At 66.7% G+C, this 15,788-nt stretch carries 15 protein-coding genes and 1 pseudogene; 10 read left to right on the plus strand and 6 right to left on the minus strand.

All coding sequences use genetic code 11. The features are described 5' to 3' along the window. Positions 1-46: 46 nt before the first annotated feature. The 3 genes and pseudogenes from GKE62_RS12980 to GKE62_RS12990 form a co-directional block, all read right to left on the minus strand. The gene (locus GKE62_RS12980; RefSeq protein WP_154692601.1) at positions 47-892 is read right to left on the minus strand and encodes an SPOR domain-containing protein; all 846 of its coding nucleotides are present in this window, start codon (positions 890-892) and stop codon (positions 47-49) included. 4 nt (positions 893-896) lie between these two features. Beyond that, positions 897-2,650: pseudogene (gene argS, locus GKE62_RS12985) on the minus strand (arginine--tRNA ligase). Positions 2,651-2,863: 213 nt separating this feature from the next. After that, positions 2,864-3,328 carry a hypothetical protein gene (locus GKE62_RS12990; RefSeq protein WP_370516006.1) on the minus strand — a complete coding sequence of 155 codons (465 nt, stop codon included), beginning with the start codon at positions 3,326-3,328 and terminating at the stop codon, positions 2,864-2,866. A gap of 275 nt (positions 3,329-3,603) precedes the next feature. On the opposite strand from GKE62_RS12990, the gene ispH reads away from it, so the two are divergent. The 3 genes from ispH to rnhA are packed head-to-tail and all read left to right on the plus strand — an operon-like array spanning position 3,604 to position 5,969. Continuing rightward, positions 3,604-4,551, plus strand: a complete 948-nt coding sequence (gene ispH, locus GKE62_RS12995) for a 4-hydroxy-3-methylbut-2-enyl diphosphate reductase (RefSeq protein WP_154692602.1) — start codon at positions 3,604-3,606, stop codon at positions 4,549-4,551. 6 nt (positions 4,552-4,557) lie between these two features. Next, a complete protein-coding gene (gene thrB / locus GKE62_RS13000) occupies positions 4,558-5,535 on the plus strand; it encodes a homoserine kinase (RefSeq protein WP_154692603.1) in 978 nt (325 codons plus the stop codon). Next, positions 5,532-5,969, plus strand: coding sequence for a ribonuclease HI (gene rnhA / locus GKE62_RS13005; RefSeq protein WP_154692604.1), 438 nt, complete (start codon positions 5,532-5,534; stop codon positions 5,967-5,969). Before thrB ends, rnhA begins: the two co-directional genes overlap by 4 nt. Positions 5,970-6,115: 146 nt before the next feature. On the opposite strand, the gene GKE62_RS13010 is transcribed toward rnhA, so the two are convergent. Genes GKE62_RS13010 through GKE62_RS13020 form a run of 3 tightly spaced genes read right to left on the minus strand, consistent with a single transcriptional unit; the run spans position 6,116 to position 8,405 of the window. After that, positions 6,116-6,298, minus strand: coding sequence for a DUF1508 domain-containing protein (locus tag GKE62_RS13010; RefSeq protein ID WP_154692605.1), 183 nt, complete (start codon positions 6,296-6,298; stop codon positions 6,116-6,118). 56 nt (positions 6,299-6,354) lie between these two features. Beyond that, positions 6,355-7,455, minus strand: coding sequence for an FAD-binding oxidoreductase (locus tag GKE62_RS13015; RefSeq protein ID WP_154692606.1), 1,101 nt, complete (start codon positions 7,453-7,455; stop codon positions 6,355-6,357). Continuing rightward, the gene (locus tag GKE62_RS13020; RefSeq protein WP_154692607.1) at positions 7,452-8,405 is read right to left on the minus strand and encodes an alpha/beta fold hydrolase; all 954 of its coding nucleotides are present in this window, start codon (positions 8,403-8,405) and stop codon (positions 7,452-7,454) included. The genes GKE62_RS13015 and GKE62_RS13020 overlap by 4 nt, the downstream gene beginning before the upstream one ends. A 107-nt stretch (positions 8,406-8,512) precedes the next feature. Here GKE62_RS13020 and GKE62_RS13025 point away from each other — a divergent pair, with 107 nt between their 5' ends. The 7 genes from GKE62_RS13025 to GKE62_RS13055 all read left to right on the plus strand — a co-directional run bounded on the left by GKE62_RS13025 (position 8,513) and on the right by GKE62_RS13055 (position 15,784). Then, positions 8,513-9,007: a prepilin peptidase gene (locus GKE62_RS13025; RefSeq protein WP_154692608.1), complete on the plus strand. Its 495-nt coding sequence runs from the start codon at positions 8,513-8,515 to the stop codon at positions 9,005-9,007. Between the two features lie 51 nt (positions 9,008-9,058). After that, positions 9,059-10,090: a Flp pilus assembly protein CpaB gene (gene cpaB, locus GKE62_RS13030; protein WP_154692609.1), complete on the plus strand. Its 1,032-nt coding sequence runs from the start codon at positions 9,059-9,061 to the stop codon at positions 10,088-10,090. 52 nt (positions 10,091-10,142) lie between these two features. Next, complete coding sequence (locus GKE62_RS13035) at positions 10,143-11,750, plus strand: type II and III secretion system protein family protein (RefSeq protein ID WP_154692610.1); 1,608 nt, start codon at positions 10,143-10,145, stop codon at positions 11,748-11,750. A gap of 5 nt (positions 11,751-11,755) precedes the next feature. Beyond that, a complete protein-coding gene (locus GKE62_RS13040; RefSeq protein ID WP_154692611.1) occupies positions 11,756-12,409 on the plus strand; it encodes a CpaD family pilus assembly protein in 654 nt (217 codons plus the stop codon). Between the two features lies 1 nt (position 12,410). After that, positions 12,411-13,682, plus strand: a complete 1,272-nt coding sequence (locus tag GKE62_RS13045; RefSeq protein ID WP_154692612.1) for a pilus assembly protein CpaE — start codon at positions 12,411-12,413, stop codon at positions 13,680-13,682. Positions 13,683-13,778: 96 nt separating this feature from the next. Then, entirely contained in the window at positions 13,779-14,750 is a 972-nt protein-coding gene (locus GKE62_RS13050) for a type II secretion system F family protein (protein ID WP_154692613.1), read from the plus strand. Between the two features lie 20 nt (positions 14,751-14,770). Then, positions 14,771-15,784 carry a type II secretion system F family protein gene (locus GKE62_RS13055; protein ID WP_154692614.1) on the plus strand — a complete coding sequence of 338 codons (1,014 nt, stop codon included), beginning with the start codon at positions 14,771-14,773 and terminating at the stop codon, positions 15,782-15,784. The last annotated feature ends 4 nt before the right edge of the window (positions 15,785-15,788 follow it).

The following is a 15,788-nucleotide window of genomic DNA, read 5'->3' on the forward strand; positions in this document are numbered from 1 at the left end:
TCCGACACCGCTAGGAAGCAACGGATCGATGCGTGGCCGCGTATGCTTACTTCTTGACCTGGCACCCCTGGCCCGAGGCCTTTAGCTTGGTGCACAATTCGGTGGCGGATGCCACGTCGCCCGCGACGGCCTGCAAGCGGAACACCCGTCCGAACTCGGCCTGGCCTTCGACCACTCGGTGCTTGAAGCCGGACAGCGCATCGTGGCGTGCGGAAAGCGCCGTCCAGCCGGCTTCGGCGTCGCTGGCCGAGGTATAGGCCCCGACCTGAACGCCGACACCGCCGCTCGTGACGGGCGCGGCGCCGGTCGCCGTGCTGGCCTTGGGCGCGGGCGTGGCTGAGCCGGTGGCCGATGGGGACGCTGTCGCCGTCGCGCCGACGCCGGGCGTGGGCGAACCGTCCTCACCCGCGATCGTCCCGCTGCGGGTCTCGCCCTGGGCAACCGCGTAGCTGGTGTCGCCGGTGCCGGCGAATTTCTTGCCGCCGGGGTTTTCGGGAGGGACCTTGTAGGGCCCGGCCTCGGCGCGGATCGTGCTGCCGTCGGCGGCGGCGGGGCCGCGGTGGCTGGCGATCCACACCGCCGCCACAATCATCCCCAAGGCGACCAGACCAAGCAGGACGAAGCCGATAACCCGCCCACTGTCGAATCCTTCGTGGGGATCGATGTCGTCGGCGGATTCGAGCCAGGGCAAGCGCTCCTCGCCATCGCCCAGGCTGAGGCGTGGCGGTGCGGCAGGCGCGAAGCCTTCGCCGCTCGTGCCGTAATCCTCGTCTTCGCGGTCACCGTCCCAGCGCGGCGAGACTGGGTTGCCCGCGGGCGGGATGGCGTCCTCGGGTGGCAGATCGTCGCTGGTGAAGATCGATCTGCGCCCGGTTTTATCATCGCCTGCCATCTGCCTATAGCTCCTCGGCCGCTTCCACCCCCAGGATGGCGAGACCGTTGCGGACAACCTGCCCGATCTGGGCGACCAGGAAAAGTCTGGCGGCGGTTAGCTGACGGTCCTGTGTCACTATGAAGCGTTTGTCCGGGCGGTCGTTCCCAAGGTTCCAGTGGGCGTGAAAGCCCGCGGCGAGGTCGTATAGGAAGAACGCCACGCGGTGCGGCTCGCGCGCGGCGGCAGCGCCTTCGACCACGCGGGGAAACTGCGCCGCCAACTTGATCAGTGCCAGTTCGTCGGCTTCGAGCCGGTCGATGGCGGCTACGTCGGGCACGATCCCCTCCGCCTCTGCCTTGCGCAGCGTCGAGCATGCGCGGGCATGGCAATACTGGACGTAGAATACCGGATTGTCCTTCGACGCCTCGACCACCTTGGCGAAATCGAAGTCCATCTGCGCTTCGGGTTTGCGGGTCAGCATGGTGAAGCGGACTACGTCCTTTCCCACCTCGTTCACCACATCGGCCAGGGTGACGAAGTTGCCGCTGCGCTTCGACATCTTGACCGGCTCGCCGTTGCGCATGAGCTGGACCATCTGCACGAGCTTGACCTCGAACGGTTTGGGCGGTTTCCCGTCCGCCCCGGTCAGCGCGGCGACCGCGGCGCGGATGCGCTTGACCGTGCCGGCATGGTCCGCGCCCCAGATGTCGACCAGCGCGTCGGCGGACTGCGCCTTCTGGAAGTGATAGGCGAGGTCGGCGCCGAAATAGGTCCAGGCGCCGTTGGACTTGCGGATTGGACGGTCCTGATCGTCGCCGAACCGGGTCGAGCGGAACAGGGGAAGAGTGACCGGCTCCCAATCATCGTCCGGCGTCTTGCCCTTGGGCGCTTCGAGCACCCCATCATAAACCAGATCGTGCGCGCGCAGCCAGGCTTCGGCGGCCTCGGGCTTGCCCGCGGCCTGGAGTTCGGCTTCCGAGCTGAACAGGTCATGGTGGATGCCGAGCAGCGCGAGATCGGCGCGGATCATCACGAGCATCGCCGCGACCGCGCGGGCGCGAAACAGCGCGAGCCAGTCGGCTTCGGGTGCGGCGGCGTAGCGGTTGCCGAATTCCGCCACCAGTTCCTGCCCGATCGGGATCAGGTAGTCGCCGGGATACAGGCCGTCGGGGATTTCACCGATGTCTTCGCCCAGCGCTTGGCGATACCGCAACTGGACCGAGCGGGCCAGGACATCGACCTGCCCGCCTGCGTCGTTGACGTAGTACTCGCGCGTCACTGTGTGGCCCGCCGCTTCGAGCAGGCTGGCCAGCGCATCGCCGACCACCGCGCCGCGGCAGTGGCCCATGTGCATCGGCCCGGTCGGGTTGGCGGAGACGTATTCGACGTTGACCCTAGTGCCCGCGCCGATCGCTGAGCGGCCATAGGCGTCGCCCGCTGCCGCGATCGCGCGCAGTTCGTCGCGCCAGGCGGCGGGGGTCAGGCGCAAGTTGATGAACCCCGGCCCGGCGACTTCGGCGGCCTCTACGCCGGGGGCCGCGCGCAATTCGACCGCCAAAGCCTCAGCCAAGGCCCGCGGGGGGTCGCCGCGGGCTTCGCCAGGACCATCGCGGCGTTGGTCGAAAGGTCCCCATGGCTCGGATCGCGCGGCGGTTCGCAGGTGATGCTGGCGCGGTTTAGCCCGCCCGGCAGCGCACCTGCCGCCTCGAGCCGATCGAGCGCGGCGGCGATGTGGCCGGTGTAGGTGGCGAACAGGTTGGCGGGGGTCTGGGTCATGGCGATGCCGGGCGGTTAGCCGAGGAGGCCGGGAGATGAAAGCTATCCTCTCCCCTCGCGGGAGAGGATAGCGCAGCTTGTTCCGTCAGGAACTAGCGAAGCTTGGTGGGGGGCGAGAAGCGGGCGCGACGCTGCGCCTCCTCGCAAGCTTAGCCCGGCGAGCGCGCTCGCAAGGCTCCACATCCTCTCCCGCGAGGGGCGAGGAGGACAGCCTCATCGCGTGGCGTTATAGGCGATCTGGGCTTCGCTCAGTTGAAACCCCACCAGCAGCTCGAAGCTTGCGCGAGCGAGCGCGGCGCGGACGTCGGGTTCGGCGAGCGGATCGAGCGCGGCGTTCTCGTCGCCGGCCTTGCGCTTGGCGGTGATCCGCTTGCGGATGTCCTCGGGCAAGGTGGCCTCGGCGCGGTCTATGTAGGACGCGGCTTGAGCGTGGCCCTGGGCGCGCTCCTGCCCGTCGGCGAAGGCGATCGTTACCGTGCCGACCCGTTTGGCGATCACTGCGGTGCCGCCGCGGACGACGGTCACGAAATAGGGCAGTTGAACGGTCCGCGCGCCGCGCACGTCCGTGCGCCGAGCGAGGACGTCGAAATCGGCCACGGTATAGACCTTCTCTCCCGTATCGTTGCACGTGCTGCGAACGTTGGTGAGCGAAGCGGTGAGATCGATTCCCCCCTGCATCGGTGCGCCCGGGCGCGCTGAACTGGGTCACGTCACCCGTGTAGTCGGGTACGCCCACGGTTGGGCAGGCGGTGCGCAGCGCGGTGACGCCGACGCCCGAATCGATCACCAGCTCGCCCTTCTTGGCGCAGCCTGCCGCAAGCGCGAGCAGAGGCAGGGTGGCGAGGGCGAGGTAACGGGTGGGGGTCATGCGTCTGGCATCCTTGGTGTCGCGCGGTTCTCTAGACATCCCGGCGGCTTTGCGAAAGGCGGGATTTGCGGGTAGGGCGCGGACCATGAACCCGGCCTTGCCTCCCTTGCGCATGCTGATCGCCGCACCGCGCGGCTTCTGCGCCGGCGTCGATCGCGCGATCCTGATCGTCGAGCGGGCGATCGAACAGTATGGCGCGCCGGTCTATGTGCGGCATGAGATCGTTCACAACCGCTTCGTGGTCGATTCTCTCAAGGCCAAGGGCGCGGTGTTCGTCGAGGAACTCGACCAGGTTCCCGATGGCGTGCCGGTGGTGTTCTCGGCCCACGGGGTGCCCAAGGCGGTGCCTGCGGCGGCGGCCCAACGCGGCCTCGACTGGCTCGATGCGACCTGCCCGCTGGTCAGCAAGGTCCACCGCCAGGCCGAACGCCACCTCGAGGCGGGGCGGCACATCCTGTTCATCGGCCACCGTGGCCATCCCGAGGTGATCGGTACGTTCGGTCAGGTGCCTGCAGGCTCGATCACACTGGTCGAGACGGTCGAGGATGTTGCCGCGCTGGCGTATTCGCCCGACAAACCGCTGGCATTCCTGACCCAAACAACACTTTCTGTCGATGATACCGCCGAGATCGTCGCCGCCTTGCGCGCGCGCTTTCCCGCGATCGCCGGGCCGAAGGCCGAGGACATCTGCTATGCCACCTCGAACCGCCAGACCGCGGTGAAGGCGATCGCGGAGGAGTGCGAGCTGGTGCTGGTGATCGGCGCCCCCAACAGCTCGAACTCACTGCGCCTGGTCGAAGTGGCCGAGCGTCTGGGTACGCCGGCGAGGCTCATCCAGCGCGCGATCGAAATCAACCGGTCGTGGCTCGACGGAGTGACCACCCTGGGCCTGACGGCGGGGGCCTCCGCTCCCGAAGTGCTGGTCCGCGAGGTGGTCGATACCTTGCGCCAGTGGCGCGATGTTACCGAGGAAACCGTGGTCAGCGCGGAAGAACGCATGGTCTTCAAGCTGCCGCGACAGCTCGTCGCCTGACGACAGATGGCCGTCTATACCCAGATCGGCGCCGAGGCGATGGCCGAGCTTGTCGCCCAATACGATGTCGGCGAGCTGGTTTCGGCCAAGGGCATCGCCGAGGGCGTGTCCAACAGCAACTGGCTGATCGAGACCACCGGCGCCGACGGAAACGGTTCGCGCTTCATCCTGACGATGTACGAATTGCGGATCGAGATCGCCGACCTGCCCTACTTCCTGTCGCTGCTCGATCACCTCGCCGCGCGCGATTGTCCGGTGCCGCGCACGATCCACGATCGCGACGGTCGATTGTTTCGCTTGCGTGATGGCAAAGCGATCGCGCTTATCGAGTATCTGCCCGGCGTCTCCGTCAGCCAGCCGACCGCCGGCCAGGCTCGGGCGGTCGGTGAGGCATTGGCGCGGATGCATCTTGCGGTGGAGGATTTCCCCGGCGAGCGAGCCAATGCCATGGGTGTAGCAGAATGGCGGCGCCTGGCGGAGGCGTGTGGAAGCGAAGGGCTGGGCTCGATCGATCCGGTGCTGGCCGACCTTGTTGCGCGCGAACTCCCCCTGCTCGCCGCGCAGTGGCCTGCGGACCTGCCCCGCTCGGTGATCCATGCCGACCTGTTCCCCGACAACGTCCTCATGCGGGGCCAGCGAGTGACCGGACTGATCGATTTCTACTTCGCCTGCAACGACCTGACCGCTTACGACGTCGCTGTAACCCACGCGGCGTGGTGTTTCGCCGAGGAGGGGCGGCGGTTCCGGCCCGATCTGTCGGCGGCCTTGCTTGCCGGATACGAAGCCCTGCGTCAGCTTTCGGCCCGGGAACGCGAGGCCTTGCCACTGCTGGCGCGCGGCGCGGCGCTGCGATTTGCGCTGAGCCGAGCCTACGACTGGCTCAACACCCCGCCGGGCGCGTTGGTCACACGCAAGGATCCAATGGCCCCCGCTCGGCAACTTCAGTTCTACTCCGATCCGGCCAACGCGGCGGTTTTCGCGTGAAGCACGTCGAGATTTTCACCGACGGTGCGTGCAAGGGCAATCCCGGCCCTGGCGGATGGGGCGCGCTGCTGCGGATGGGGCATCATGAAAAGGAGCTATCGGGCTCCGACCCGGCGACTACCAACAACCGGATGGAGCTGACCGGCGCGATCCGGTCGCTTCAGGCGCTGGCCGAGCCCTGCCGGGTGACGCTCCACACCGATAGCAAGTACGTGCTCGACGGCATCACCCGCTGGGTCCACGGCTGGCAGAAGAACGGCTGGCGCACCGCGGCGAAGAAACCCGTGCTCAACGCCGAGCTGTGGCGCGAACTGATCGACGCGGTGCGCCCGCACCGCGTCGAGTGGGTCTGGGTCAAGGGCCACGACGGCCACCCGGAGAACGAGCGCGTCGATGCGCTCGCCAGCGCTGCGGCGGATGCGGCGCGGGGGTGAAATCAGTTCCCGCACCCCAAGTTCCGTCACCCTGAACTCGGTTCAGGGTTCATCTCTCCCCACAAACCGCTGGTCGCGACCGCTGGATGGATGCTGAAACACGTTCTGCATGACGAGGTGAGTGGCGATAAGTGTTGTGCGTGGACTCAGCCGGTGGTGGTGTCCACGGTCTCCGCACCGACACCATTCTTCTTGATCGACTCGATCGCGTTCTTCGCGCTGGCTTTGGACGAGTAACCCTCGGTCCAGAACATCGTCTCGCTGTTATAGCAGAAATAGGCGACGTACTCGCCCTTCTTGTTTTGGCGGATTTCGAAGCGGTGCGCCATCTATCGTCTCCCAAGGGCAAGGCCCGGAACGGATGGTAGCGTGCCGCGCGCGCGGCTCAAGCGGCGAAACGCCCGGGCGAATAGAGACTTCGGTCGAGCTCCCCGGTCATCGCATCGCGCGGCTCGCCAAGGATGAGTTGCGCGGCCAAGCGCGCCGCGGCCGGCGCGGTCTGGATACCGAAGCCGCCTTGTCCGGCGAACCAGAACAAACCCTCGCGCCGCGCATCGAAGCCATAGACGGGCAGACGGTCGGGGGCGAAGCTGCGCAGACCCGCCCAGCGCCGCTCGACCGCCTCGATCCGCCAGTCGACCACTCCTTCGAAACGGTCGATCGCCTCGGCCACGGCCAGTTCCTCAGGCGCCGCGTCGCAGGCTTCGGACGGGGTTTCGTCATGGGGTGAAAGCCACAGCCGCCCGCTTTCGGGTTTGAAGTAGAAGCTACCGTTGATGTCTAGGGTCAGCGGCAGGGTTGCAGGTGGGGCGGGCGCCGTGCGCAACTGGGCGACGGTGCGCAGCATCGGGGCGATCCCCAGCGGCGCGGCTCCGGCGAGTCTGGCGACGTGATCGGCCCAGGCGCCCGCGGCGTTGGCAAGAACCCCGGCGGTCAGCTCCAGTCCGCGTTGGGTCGCCAGCCGCCACCGCCCGCCCTCGCGCTCGGCGGCGCTCAGCCGTGCGCTGGTTTCGAGCACTACGCCCGCGCGCTTCGCCAGCGTCAGATAGTGCTGGTGCATCGCGGCGACGTCGATGTCGGCGCTGGCGGGTTCGTGGATCGCTCCAGTCCACGCGGGTTTGAGCCCAGGGATCAGCGCGGCCAGCTCGGCCCGGCCGAGGCGGCGAATGTCGATTCCGGTGGGCGCAAACCGCTCGATGAACGCATCGAGGGTGGCCGCGTCCTCGTCGCGCCCCATGTAGAGTCCCCCGCGCGGGCTGAGAAAGCCGTGCTCGGCAAGATACGGCCCCGAGGCCACGGTCAGCGGGACGATGTCCGGCCCACCATAGCATTCGTCCCAGAATGCTGCCGAGCGCCCGGTGGTGTGATAGCCGGGGTAGTCCTCGGCCTCGAGCACCACGACCCGCGCGTGGTCCGCGAGCTCGGCGGCGAGCGAGGCCCCCGCAATGCCCGCGCCGACGATGGCGATGTCGTAGTGTTCGGTCATGCTACGCCCATCTCGGCTGGGACAACCCGATCGAGAAAATCGTCGATCCGGCGCAGCGCCTTGGTGCGGACCGGGTCGGCTTCGCGGAAAATCTCGTGCGCGGCCTCGGGGCCGAAGCGAACCAGCTCGGCGCGGACGATGCGCCGCGCGGCGCGCTCGATCGCGGGAAACGAGACCAGCTTGTCGCCGGTGCTGGCGACCAAGATCACTGGGATCGCGATCCGTTCGAGCACGCCGGGCCTCTCGAGCCCGCGCATCGAGGCATAGGCGCGCTCGACCCAGCGCCAGCTCCCCGGACCCATCGCGAGTTCCGGGCGATGCTGACGCCACCACAGTTCATCGCCATAGCGCGCGTCGTCATGCGTGAGCATGCGCTGGCGCCAGGCGAGCTTGTCGCCGGGTTCTTCCTTCCATTTCCATGCAGGACGCCGGGCATCGCCCCAAGCCGCCATGATCCGCGCGACCTGATGCATCGCCGCGCCCGGAACACGTCCGGCCAGGCCGAGCATCGGCGCGGCCAGCACCAGCGCATCGGGATCGATCAGATCCTCGGCTACGGCGCGCAACGCCAGCTGCCCGCCCATCGAATGTGCGACGACGATCCGCGGTCGAACGCTGTCCGTTCGCCACGCGCCCCAGAAAGCGGCGAGGTCGCCGAGCCAGAGCGCGAAATCCTCGACATGCCCGGTAGCCTCGTCGATCCCCAGCCGCCCCGATCCGCCCTGGCCGCGCCAGTCGAGTGCGGTTACCCGCCAGCCGCGGCCGACCCAGTGATGCAGGGCTTCGAGATGCTTCTCGTAATAGTCGCCACGCCCAGGAAGAAACAGCAGAGAGCCGCGCGGTGGGCCGGCCGCAGATGACCAGTCGAGCCGCCGAACCGGATGGCCGTCGGGCGCCGCCCACATGCTTTCGCGCGCCGCGGCGGGAATCGCCCGGCGGTCGAAATCCATCCCTTTACCCGTCACCGATGCCGATGATGTCTGCTCTGCGTGGATAATTTCGCCCTGCCGCCGATAGTTACTATTTGGTAAGCCATGGTGCGTAAGCACTAGCCCCTATGACGGGGGGAATTCTGGCTTACGGGCTGCTCGCAGCCTTGGCAATCGCGCTGCTCGTAGCGGCGGCCAGCGATCTGCGCACCCGCCTCATCCACAATCGGCTGACCTTCGGGATCGCCATGGCTGCCCCCGCCTTCTGGTGGGCGAGCGGGCTGTCGCTGTGGCCGGGAGTAGGCGCGCAGTTGGCCTTGGGTCTCGCCGCCTTCGGCATGCTGGCGGGGTTGTTCGCGCTGGGCGCGATGGGCGGTGGCGACGTCAAGCTGCTGACGGCACTGGCGCTATGGCTGCCGTGGCAGCCGTTCCTGCAGCTCGTGATCGCGATGGCGCTGCTCGGCGGCGCGCTGACGCTGGTCTGTATGGCCTGGCATCGGATCGCGCGGCGGGGCGGCAAGCTGGAGGTTCCCTATGGAGTCGCAATCTCCGCTGCTGGGCTGTGGGTCATCGCCAGCACGTACGGGCCGATGGCCGCATCGGCGATTAACACCGGATTTTAACCATTATCCCCGATTGCTCGGGATGACTTTCGAAGGGGCGGGGCTTTAGCCATGGACAGAAAGAAGATGATGCTGCTGGTGGGGGCGCTGATCGTCGCGATCGGCACCGCGCTATTGGCGAGGAGCATTTTCGCGGGCGCCGCCGCGCCCACGGCGGATGCCGCGGCTGCGGCTGCGGCGGCTAAGGGACCCAAGGTTCTGGTGGCGCAACGCGCGCTGCCTGTCGGCACGATCATCACCGCCGATGCCCTGGCTTATCAAGCCTGGCCCAAGGACATGGTCCAGGACGCCTATTTCATCAATGGTGAGGCGGACGTCTCGAAGCTGCTGGGCACCGTGGTTCGCTTTGCGGTGACCGCAGGTGAGCCGCTGACGCAAGGCTCGCTGGTCGCTCCCGGCGATCGCGGCTTCCTGGCCGCGGCGCTTGGCCCGGGGATGCGTGCGGTGACCGTGCCGGTTTCGGCCAAGACCGGCGTCGCCGGCTTCGTCTTCCCGGGTGATCACATCGACCTGGTGTTGACCCAGACCGTCCAGGCCCAGGACGGCGAGCCGCTGCGCGCCTCGGAAACCATCCTGCGCAACTTGCGCGTCCTCGCCACCGACCAATCGACCGAAAGCTCGACCGTCGATGGCAAGACCGTGGTCAAGGAATTCAAGACCGTCACCCTTGAGGCTACGCCCAAGATCGCCGAAAAGATCGCAGTCGCCCAGACCATCGGCACGCTCAGCCTGTCGCTGCGGGCGATCGCCGACAACCAGGGCGAGCTCGAGCGGGCGATCGCCGCGGGCGATGTCTCGATCCCCGAGGGCGCGACCAAGGAACAGGAAGAAAAGCTGCTCAAGGCGGCGATGAGCCGGCCGATGGACAGCGGCAGCACGTTCGTCACCGGCGGCGACGTGTCGCGCTTCCAGCGCCGCTCGATGCCCGCCTCGCGCATGGAACTCGCCCGCCAGGCCGCCGCCACCGTGGCTGCGGTCAGCGGCCCGCCGTCGGGCGCGACCAACGTGGTGTTCAATCCGGGTCCGACCGTGCGCATCAGCCGCGGCAAGACCATCGAAGTCGTGCCCGTGGGGGGCAAATAAGATGCGCGTCGCAGGTTCGCACCCGCGTCACGCCATCATGAGGGGCAAGACCATGAATCGCCGTTTGATCGCCACCCTGCTGAGTGCCGCCTGCGCGGTCGCTCCGCTGGCCGTGCTGCCCGCTGGCAGCGCCCACGCCCAGAACGTGTCGCGCCCCGCCAACGACATCGTCCTCTCGATCGGACGCGGCCAGTTGGTCACCCTGCCGAGCAAGATGGCCGACGTATTCGTCGCCAACGATCAGGTTGCCGACGTCCAGGTGCGCAACGCCAACCAGCTCTACGTGTTTGGCAAGGCGGGCGGCGAGACCACGGTCTACGCCAGCAATGCCGCGGGTCAGACGATCTGGTCGGCCAACGTCAGGGTCGGCTCGAACCTCGATTCGGTCGATCAGATGCTCGGCCTCGCGATGCCCGACGCGCACGTCAACGTCGCCACGATGAACGGCACGGTGCTGCTTACCGGCACGGTCGCCGCGCCCGAGGACGCGGCCGAAGCCGAGCGCCTGGTCAAGGCGTTCGTCGGCCCCACCACCAATGTCATCAGCCGCCTGCGCACGGCGACCCCGCTGCAGGTCAACCTGCAGGTGCGGATCGCCGAAGTCAGCCGCTCGTTCATCCGCGACGTGGGGGTCAACCTTACCACGATCGACGGGAGCGGCGGGTTCCAGTTCGGCCTGGGCCAGGGCGGCCGCAATTTTGCTCCCAGCGTTTACGCCGGACCCGGCCAGGCGCTGGGCGTGGGCAACCAGCTCAAGATCGCCATCCCCGATCCCAACGATCCGACCAAGACGATCCAGGTGAACGGGTCTTCGGTCAGCCCCGTCAGCGTCGGTTCGACGTTTGCAGGGGCGGGCCGCCTGCTCGGCCTCAACCTGCTAGGCGCGCTCGATCTGGGGGAGACGGTCGGGCTGGTGACGACGCTGTCCAACCCCAACCTGACCGCGCTTTCGGGCGAAACCGCCGACTTCCTCGCGGGCGGCGAGTTTCCCATTCCGATCAGCCAGGGCCTCGGCTCGACCTCGATCGAATACCGCAAGTATGGCGTCAGCCTGGCCTACACCCCGACGGTGCTGGCCAACGGCCGGATTTCGCTGCGGGTGCGGCCCGAAGTGTCGGAACTTTCCACCCAGGGAGCGGTCACGCTCAATGGCTTCCAGGTTCCCGCGCTGACCATTCGCCGCGCGGAAACGACGGTCGAACTCGGTTCGGGGCAAAGCTTCATGATCGCCGGGCTGATGAGCAACAATGCGCAGAACCTGCTCAAGAAGACTCCGGGCGCGGGCGACATTCCGGTGCTCGGCGCGCTGTTTCGCTCGACCAACTTCCGCAAGGGCGAGACCGAGCTGGTGATCGTGGTGACCCCGTATCTGGTCAACCCGGTCGACGCCAACGCCATCAAGCTGCCGACTGACGGGTTCCAGACCCCGACCGAGCTCCAGCGCCTGCTGGGCAACATGGAGAACGACGGCAAGTCCGGCGCGACCCGCCCGATGCCGCGTGCCGCGGACGAGGGTACGGCGCCTGCGGGTCCCCGGGTCGGTGAGCTGGTCGCGCCCTCGGCCCCGGCGGTCGCCGCCGAGAGCAAGGGCAAGCCGTCGAAAAAGGACCGCCAGGCCGATGCCGCCAATCCCGGCTTCAACACCCTGCTGAAAAGGTGAGAGTGATGACCCAGACCCTATTCCGCGCGATCGCGCCCGCTCTCACCCCGCTGCTCTTGGGCGCGCTCGGCGTCGGCCTGTCCGGCTGTGCGACCAACCGCCAGCTCGAAAGTCTCAACCAACCGGTGGTGAGCCGGACCAACTACACCCTCGATGTCGCCTCGTATGGCGGGGTAGTGCCGCTTCCCGAGCAGCGCCGCTTGGCGGGCTGGTTCGAGGCGCTCGACTTGCGCTACGGAGATCGCATCTCGATCGACGACCCGGGTGCCAGCGGCGCGAGCCGCGAAGCGATCGCCGCGATCGCCGCGCGCTATGGCTTGCTGGTCGGCGATGACGCACCGGTTACCACCGGGCAAATCGCGCCGGGAACCGTCCGCGTGATCGTGAGCCGTTCGTCGGCGACGGTGCCCAACTGCCCGAACTGGTCGGCCAAGAGCGACGTCAACCTGAACAACGCAACATATTCCAACTACGGCTGCGCGGTGAACTCCAACCTCGCCTCGATGGTCGCCGATCCCGAGCATCTGCTCCACGGCGCCAAAGGTACTGGTGAGACCGTGGTGATGAGTTCGAGCAAAGCGATCGACAGTTATCGTGAGGCCAAGCCCACCGGCGAACAGGGTCTCAAGCAGGCTTCAACCGAAAGCGGAGGCAAGTAAGATGAACGCGCCTTGGAAACCAGCGGCCGTTGGCGGCCGTGACGCGTTCGCCGCGTTCATCTGCGACGAAGCCGCGCTCGACGTCCTGCGCCCGGTGGCGGTCGAGATGGGCTGGCAGCCGGAAAAGTGCCACAAGGGCGGACTGCGCAATGCGGTCCAGTCGTTGTCGATCACCGCCAGCCCCAACATCCTGTTGGTCGATCTGTCCGAAAGCGGCGATCCGCTAAACGATATCAACGCGCTGGCTGAAGTCTGCGAGCCCGGCACGGTGGTGATCGCGGTCGGCCAGGTCAACGACGTCCGGCTCTATCGCGACCTGCTCTCCAGCGGAATTCACGACTACCTGCTCAAGCCGCTCTCGGCCGGCCAGGTGCGCGACTCGCTGGTCGCCGCCCAGACGATCTTCATGGCGCCCAAGAACCAGGATGCGCACGCGGCCAAGAAGCACATTTCGACCGCGGTTGTCGGAACCCGCGGCGGAGTTGGCGCGAGCACTATCGCGACGTCGCTCGCGTGGCTGTTCAGCGTCGAGCACAAGCTACCCACCGCACTGCTCGATCTCGACATCCACTTCGGCACCGGAGCGCTGTCGCTCGATCTCGAGCCGGGCCGCGGCCTGACCGACGCGATCGACAATCCGAGCCGGATCGACGGGCTGTTCATCGAACGCGCCATGATCCGCGCCAACGACAAGCTGGCGCTGCTCTCGGCCGAAGCCCCGATGAGCTCGCCGCTGATGACCGACGGCGCCGCGTTCGTGCAGCTCGAGGAGGAATTCCGTCAGGCTTTCGAGATGACGGTGGTCGATCTGCCCCGCAACATGCTGATCAACTTTCCGCACTTGCTGGCCGACGTGAACGTCGTGGTGGTAGCGACGGAAATGACTTTGGCATCGGCGCGCGACGCGATCCGGATTCTCTCTTGGCTCAAGACCAACGCCTCGCATGCCCGTCCGATCGTGGTCGCCAACAAGGTCCAGCAGGGCATGTCGGAAATCAGCCGGGCCGATTTCGAGGCCTCGATCGAGCGCAAGATCGATCTGACCGTGCCCTACGACATCAAGGCGGCGGCCAACTCGGCCAAGCTGGGTCAGACGTTCGCCGAAGCGAACCGTTCGACCAAGGCGGGGGCGGTGATGCGCGAAATCGCCACGGTAGTGATGGGCGCGGGCGAGGAAGCTGCGGACGAGGCCGAAGGAAAGGTCGTGCAGGGCAAGAAGTCGCTGCTCGGCAAGTTCGACCTCAAGGCTATGCTGCCACCGAAGAAGAAATAATCGAGCGGGCGAAGGGCTGGCGCGCGGCGGATCCAACCGCGCCTGCCGGTCCGAGCCCGGGTCTGGAATCGGACACCGAAAGGCGGGAAGCCGGCAATGAGCATTTTCCAGCTGCTGCTTATGGCCGCGGGGCTGATGACCATGATGGTCCTTGGCTATTCGGCCCTGTCGGGGCCATCGGCTTCCAAGGAAAGCCAGCGCCGCCTCCAGGCGGTGCGGTTCCGTCATGCCGAAAGCGCCAACGTCAAGGTCGAGGCACAGTTCCGCAAGGCCGTCGCCGCGCGCAAGCCGAAGCTTCACCAGGTCGCCGGCTCGGGCAGCCGGATCGAAGCGTTGACGCTGCGCTTGCACCGCACCGGCAAGGGCTGGACGCTGCAACAGTATCTCTACAGCTCGCTCGGGCTTGGTCTGGCCATCGCGGTCATCGTCTACCTCAAGTCGCACGCCGCTCTGCTTTCGCTTGGCGCGGGGGTGGTGATCGGCGGCGGACTGCCGCACATGGTGGTCAACTATTTCGTCAAGAAGCGCGTCAACCAGTTCACCACCAAATTTCCCGACGCGATCGAGCTGCTGGTCCGCGGTCTGCGCTCGGGCTTGCCGGTGACCGAGACGCTTGGCGTGGTGGCGAGTGAAGTGCCTGGGCCGGTGGGCCAGGAATTCAAGTTGATCACCGACCGGATCAAGGTCGGCAAGACGATGGAGGATGCCCTCCAGGACACCGCCAACCGTCTCGACATGGCCGAATTCAGCTTCTTCTGCATCACCCTGGCGATTCAGCGCGAGACCGGCGGCAATCTTGCCGAGACGTTGTCGAACCTGGCCGACGTGCTGCGCAAGCGGGCCCAGATGAAGCTAAAGATCCGGGCGATGAGTTCTGAATCGAAGGCTTCGGCCTACATCGTAGGGTCGCTGCCGTTCCTGGTCTTCACCATGATCTGGTTCGTCAATCCCAAGTACATAGGCGGCTTCTTTACCGAAGACCGGCTGATCGTGGCCGGGCTTGGCGGGATGGTGTGGATGTCGATCGGCGCCTTCATCATGGCCAAGATGGTCAGCTTCGAAATCTGATCCGCGGAAGAGAAATAGCCATGTTGACTCCTCACGGTCCCACTCTTCTCGGCGTCGATGTCATCTTCGTCGGCACGTGCCTCGTCGCGGTCACCGCGATGGCGGTGATGCTGGCGATTTACGCGGCGGTCACCGTGCGCGATCCGATGGCCAAGCGGGTCAAGGCGCTGAACGAACGCCGCGAACACCTCAAGGCCGGGATCGTCACCGGTTCGGCCAAGAAGCGGGTCAGCCTGATCCGCAAGAACGAGACCACCGACAAGCTCAAAGGCACGCTGCAATCGCTGCGCGTGCTCCAGGACAGCCAGGTCGCGGACGTCCAGCAAAAGCTGGCACAGGCCGGGATCCGCCAGAAAGAATGGGCGGTTGCGATCATTTTTGCGCGCATGGTGCTTCCGATCGTACTCGGCCTGACCGCCGCCGCGGTGATCTACTGGGCGAACCATTTCCCCGAATGGGGCGCGTTCAAGCGGTTCATGGCCTTCGCGGCGACAGTCGGCATCGCGTACAAGAGCCCCGACATCTTCGTGGGCAACATGGTGTCCAAACGGACCAAGGAAATCCGCAAGGGTCTGCCGGACGCGCTCGACCTGTTGGTGATCTGTGCCGAGGCCGGGTTGACCATCGACGCCGCCTTCAATCGGGTCGCCAAGGAACTGGGGCGAGCCTATCCCGAGCTGGGCGACGAGTTCTCGCTGACCGCGATCGAGATGTCGTTCCTGACCGAACGGCGTCAGGCATTCGAGAACTTGGCCTACCGCGTCAACCTGGACGCAGTGAAGGGCGTGGTCACGACGATGATCCAGACCGAACGTTATGGTACGCCGCTGGCATCGGCGCTGCGCGTCCTCTCGGCCGAATTCCGCAACGAGCGGATGATGCGTGCGGAGGAAAAGGCAGCGCGCCTGCCCGCGATCATGACCGTGCCGTTGATCTTGTTCATCCTGCCGGTGCTGTTCGTCGTCATCCTCGGCCCGGCGGCCTGCTCGATAAGCGATGCGTTCTCCGCCGGCGGACCAGGCACTACGAAGTAACGAA

Source organism: Novosphingobium sp. Gsoil 351 (genome assembly GCF_009707465.1).
Taxonomy (GTDB): Bacteria; Pseudomonadota; Alphaproteobacteria; order Sphingomonadales; family Sphingomonadaceae; genus Novosphingobium.

What these genes read in the sequence shown, in the direction of transcription:
- GKE62_RS12980 (WP_154692601.1), bottom strand. Translation starts at nt 892, where the DNA reads ATGGCAGGCGATGATAAAACCGGGCGCAGATCGATCTTCACCAGCGAC.
- GKE62_RS12990 (WP_370516006.1), bottom strand. Translation starts at nt 3,328, where the DNA reads ATGCAGGGGGGAATCGATCTCACCGCTTCGCTCACCAACGTTCGCAGC.
- ispH (WP_154692602.1), top strand. Translation starts at nt 3,604, where the DNA reads ATGAACCCGGCCTTGCCTCCCTTGCGCATGCTGATCGCCGCACCGCGC.
- thrB (WP_154692603.1), top strand. Translation starts at nt 4,558, where the DNA reads ATGGCCGTCTATACCCAGATCGGCGCCGAGGCGATGGCCGAGCTTGTC.
- GKE62_RS13010 (WP_154692605.1), bottom strand. Translation starts at nt 6,298, where the DNA reads ATGGCGCACCGCTTCGAAATCCGCCAAAACAAGAAGGGCGAGTACGTC.
- GKE62_RS13015 (WP_154692606.1), bottom strand. Translation starts at nt 7,455, where the DNA reads ATGACCGAACACTACGACATCGCCATCGTCGGCGCGGGCATTGCGGGG.
- GKE62_RS13020 (WP_154692607.1), bottom strand. Translation starts at nt 8,405, where the DNA reads ATGGATTTCGACCGCCGGGCGATTCCCGCCGCGGCGCGCGAAAGCATG.
- GKE62_RS13025 (WP_154692608.1), top strand. Translation starts at nt 8,513, where the DNA reads ATGACGGGGGGAATTCTGGCTTACGGGCTGCTCGCAGCCTTGGCAATC.
- cpaB (WP_154692609.1), top strand. Translation starts at nt 9,059, where the DNA reads ATGGACAGAAAGAAGATGATGCTGCTGGTGGGGGCGCTGATCGTCGCG.
- GKE62_RS13035 (WP_154692610.1), top strand. Translation starts at nt 10,143, where the DNA reads ATGAATCGCCGTTTGATCGCCACCCTGCTGAGTGCCGCCTGCGCGGTC.
- GKE62_RS13040 (WP_154692611.1), top strand. Translation starts at nt 11,756, where the DNA reads ATGACCCAGACCCTATTCCGCGCGATCGCGCCCGCTCTCACCCCGCTG.
- GKE62_RS13045 (WP_154692612.1), top strand. Translation starts at nt 12,411, where the DNA reads ATGAACGCGCCTTGGAAACCAGCGGCCGTTGGCGGCCGTGACGCGTTC.
- GKE62_RS13050 (WP_154692613.1), top strand. Translation starts at nt 13,779, where the DNA reads ATGAGCATTTTCCAGCTGCTGCTTATGGCCGCGGGGCTGATGACCATG.
- GKE62_RS13055 (WP_154692614.1), top strand. Translation starts at nt 14,771, where the DNA reads ATGTTGACTCCTCACGGTCCCACTCTTCTCGGCGTCGATGTCATCTTC.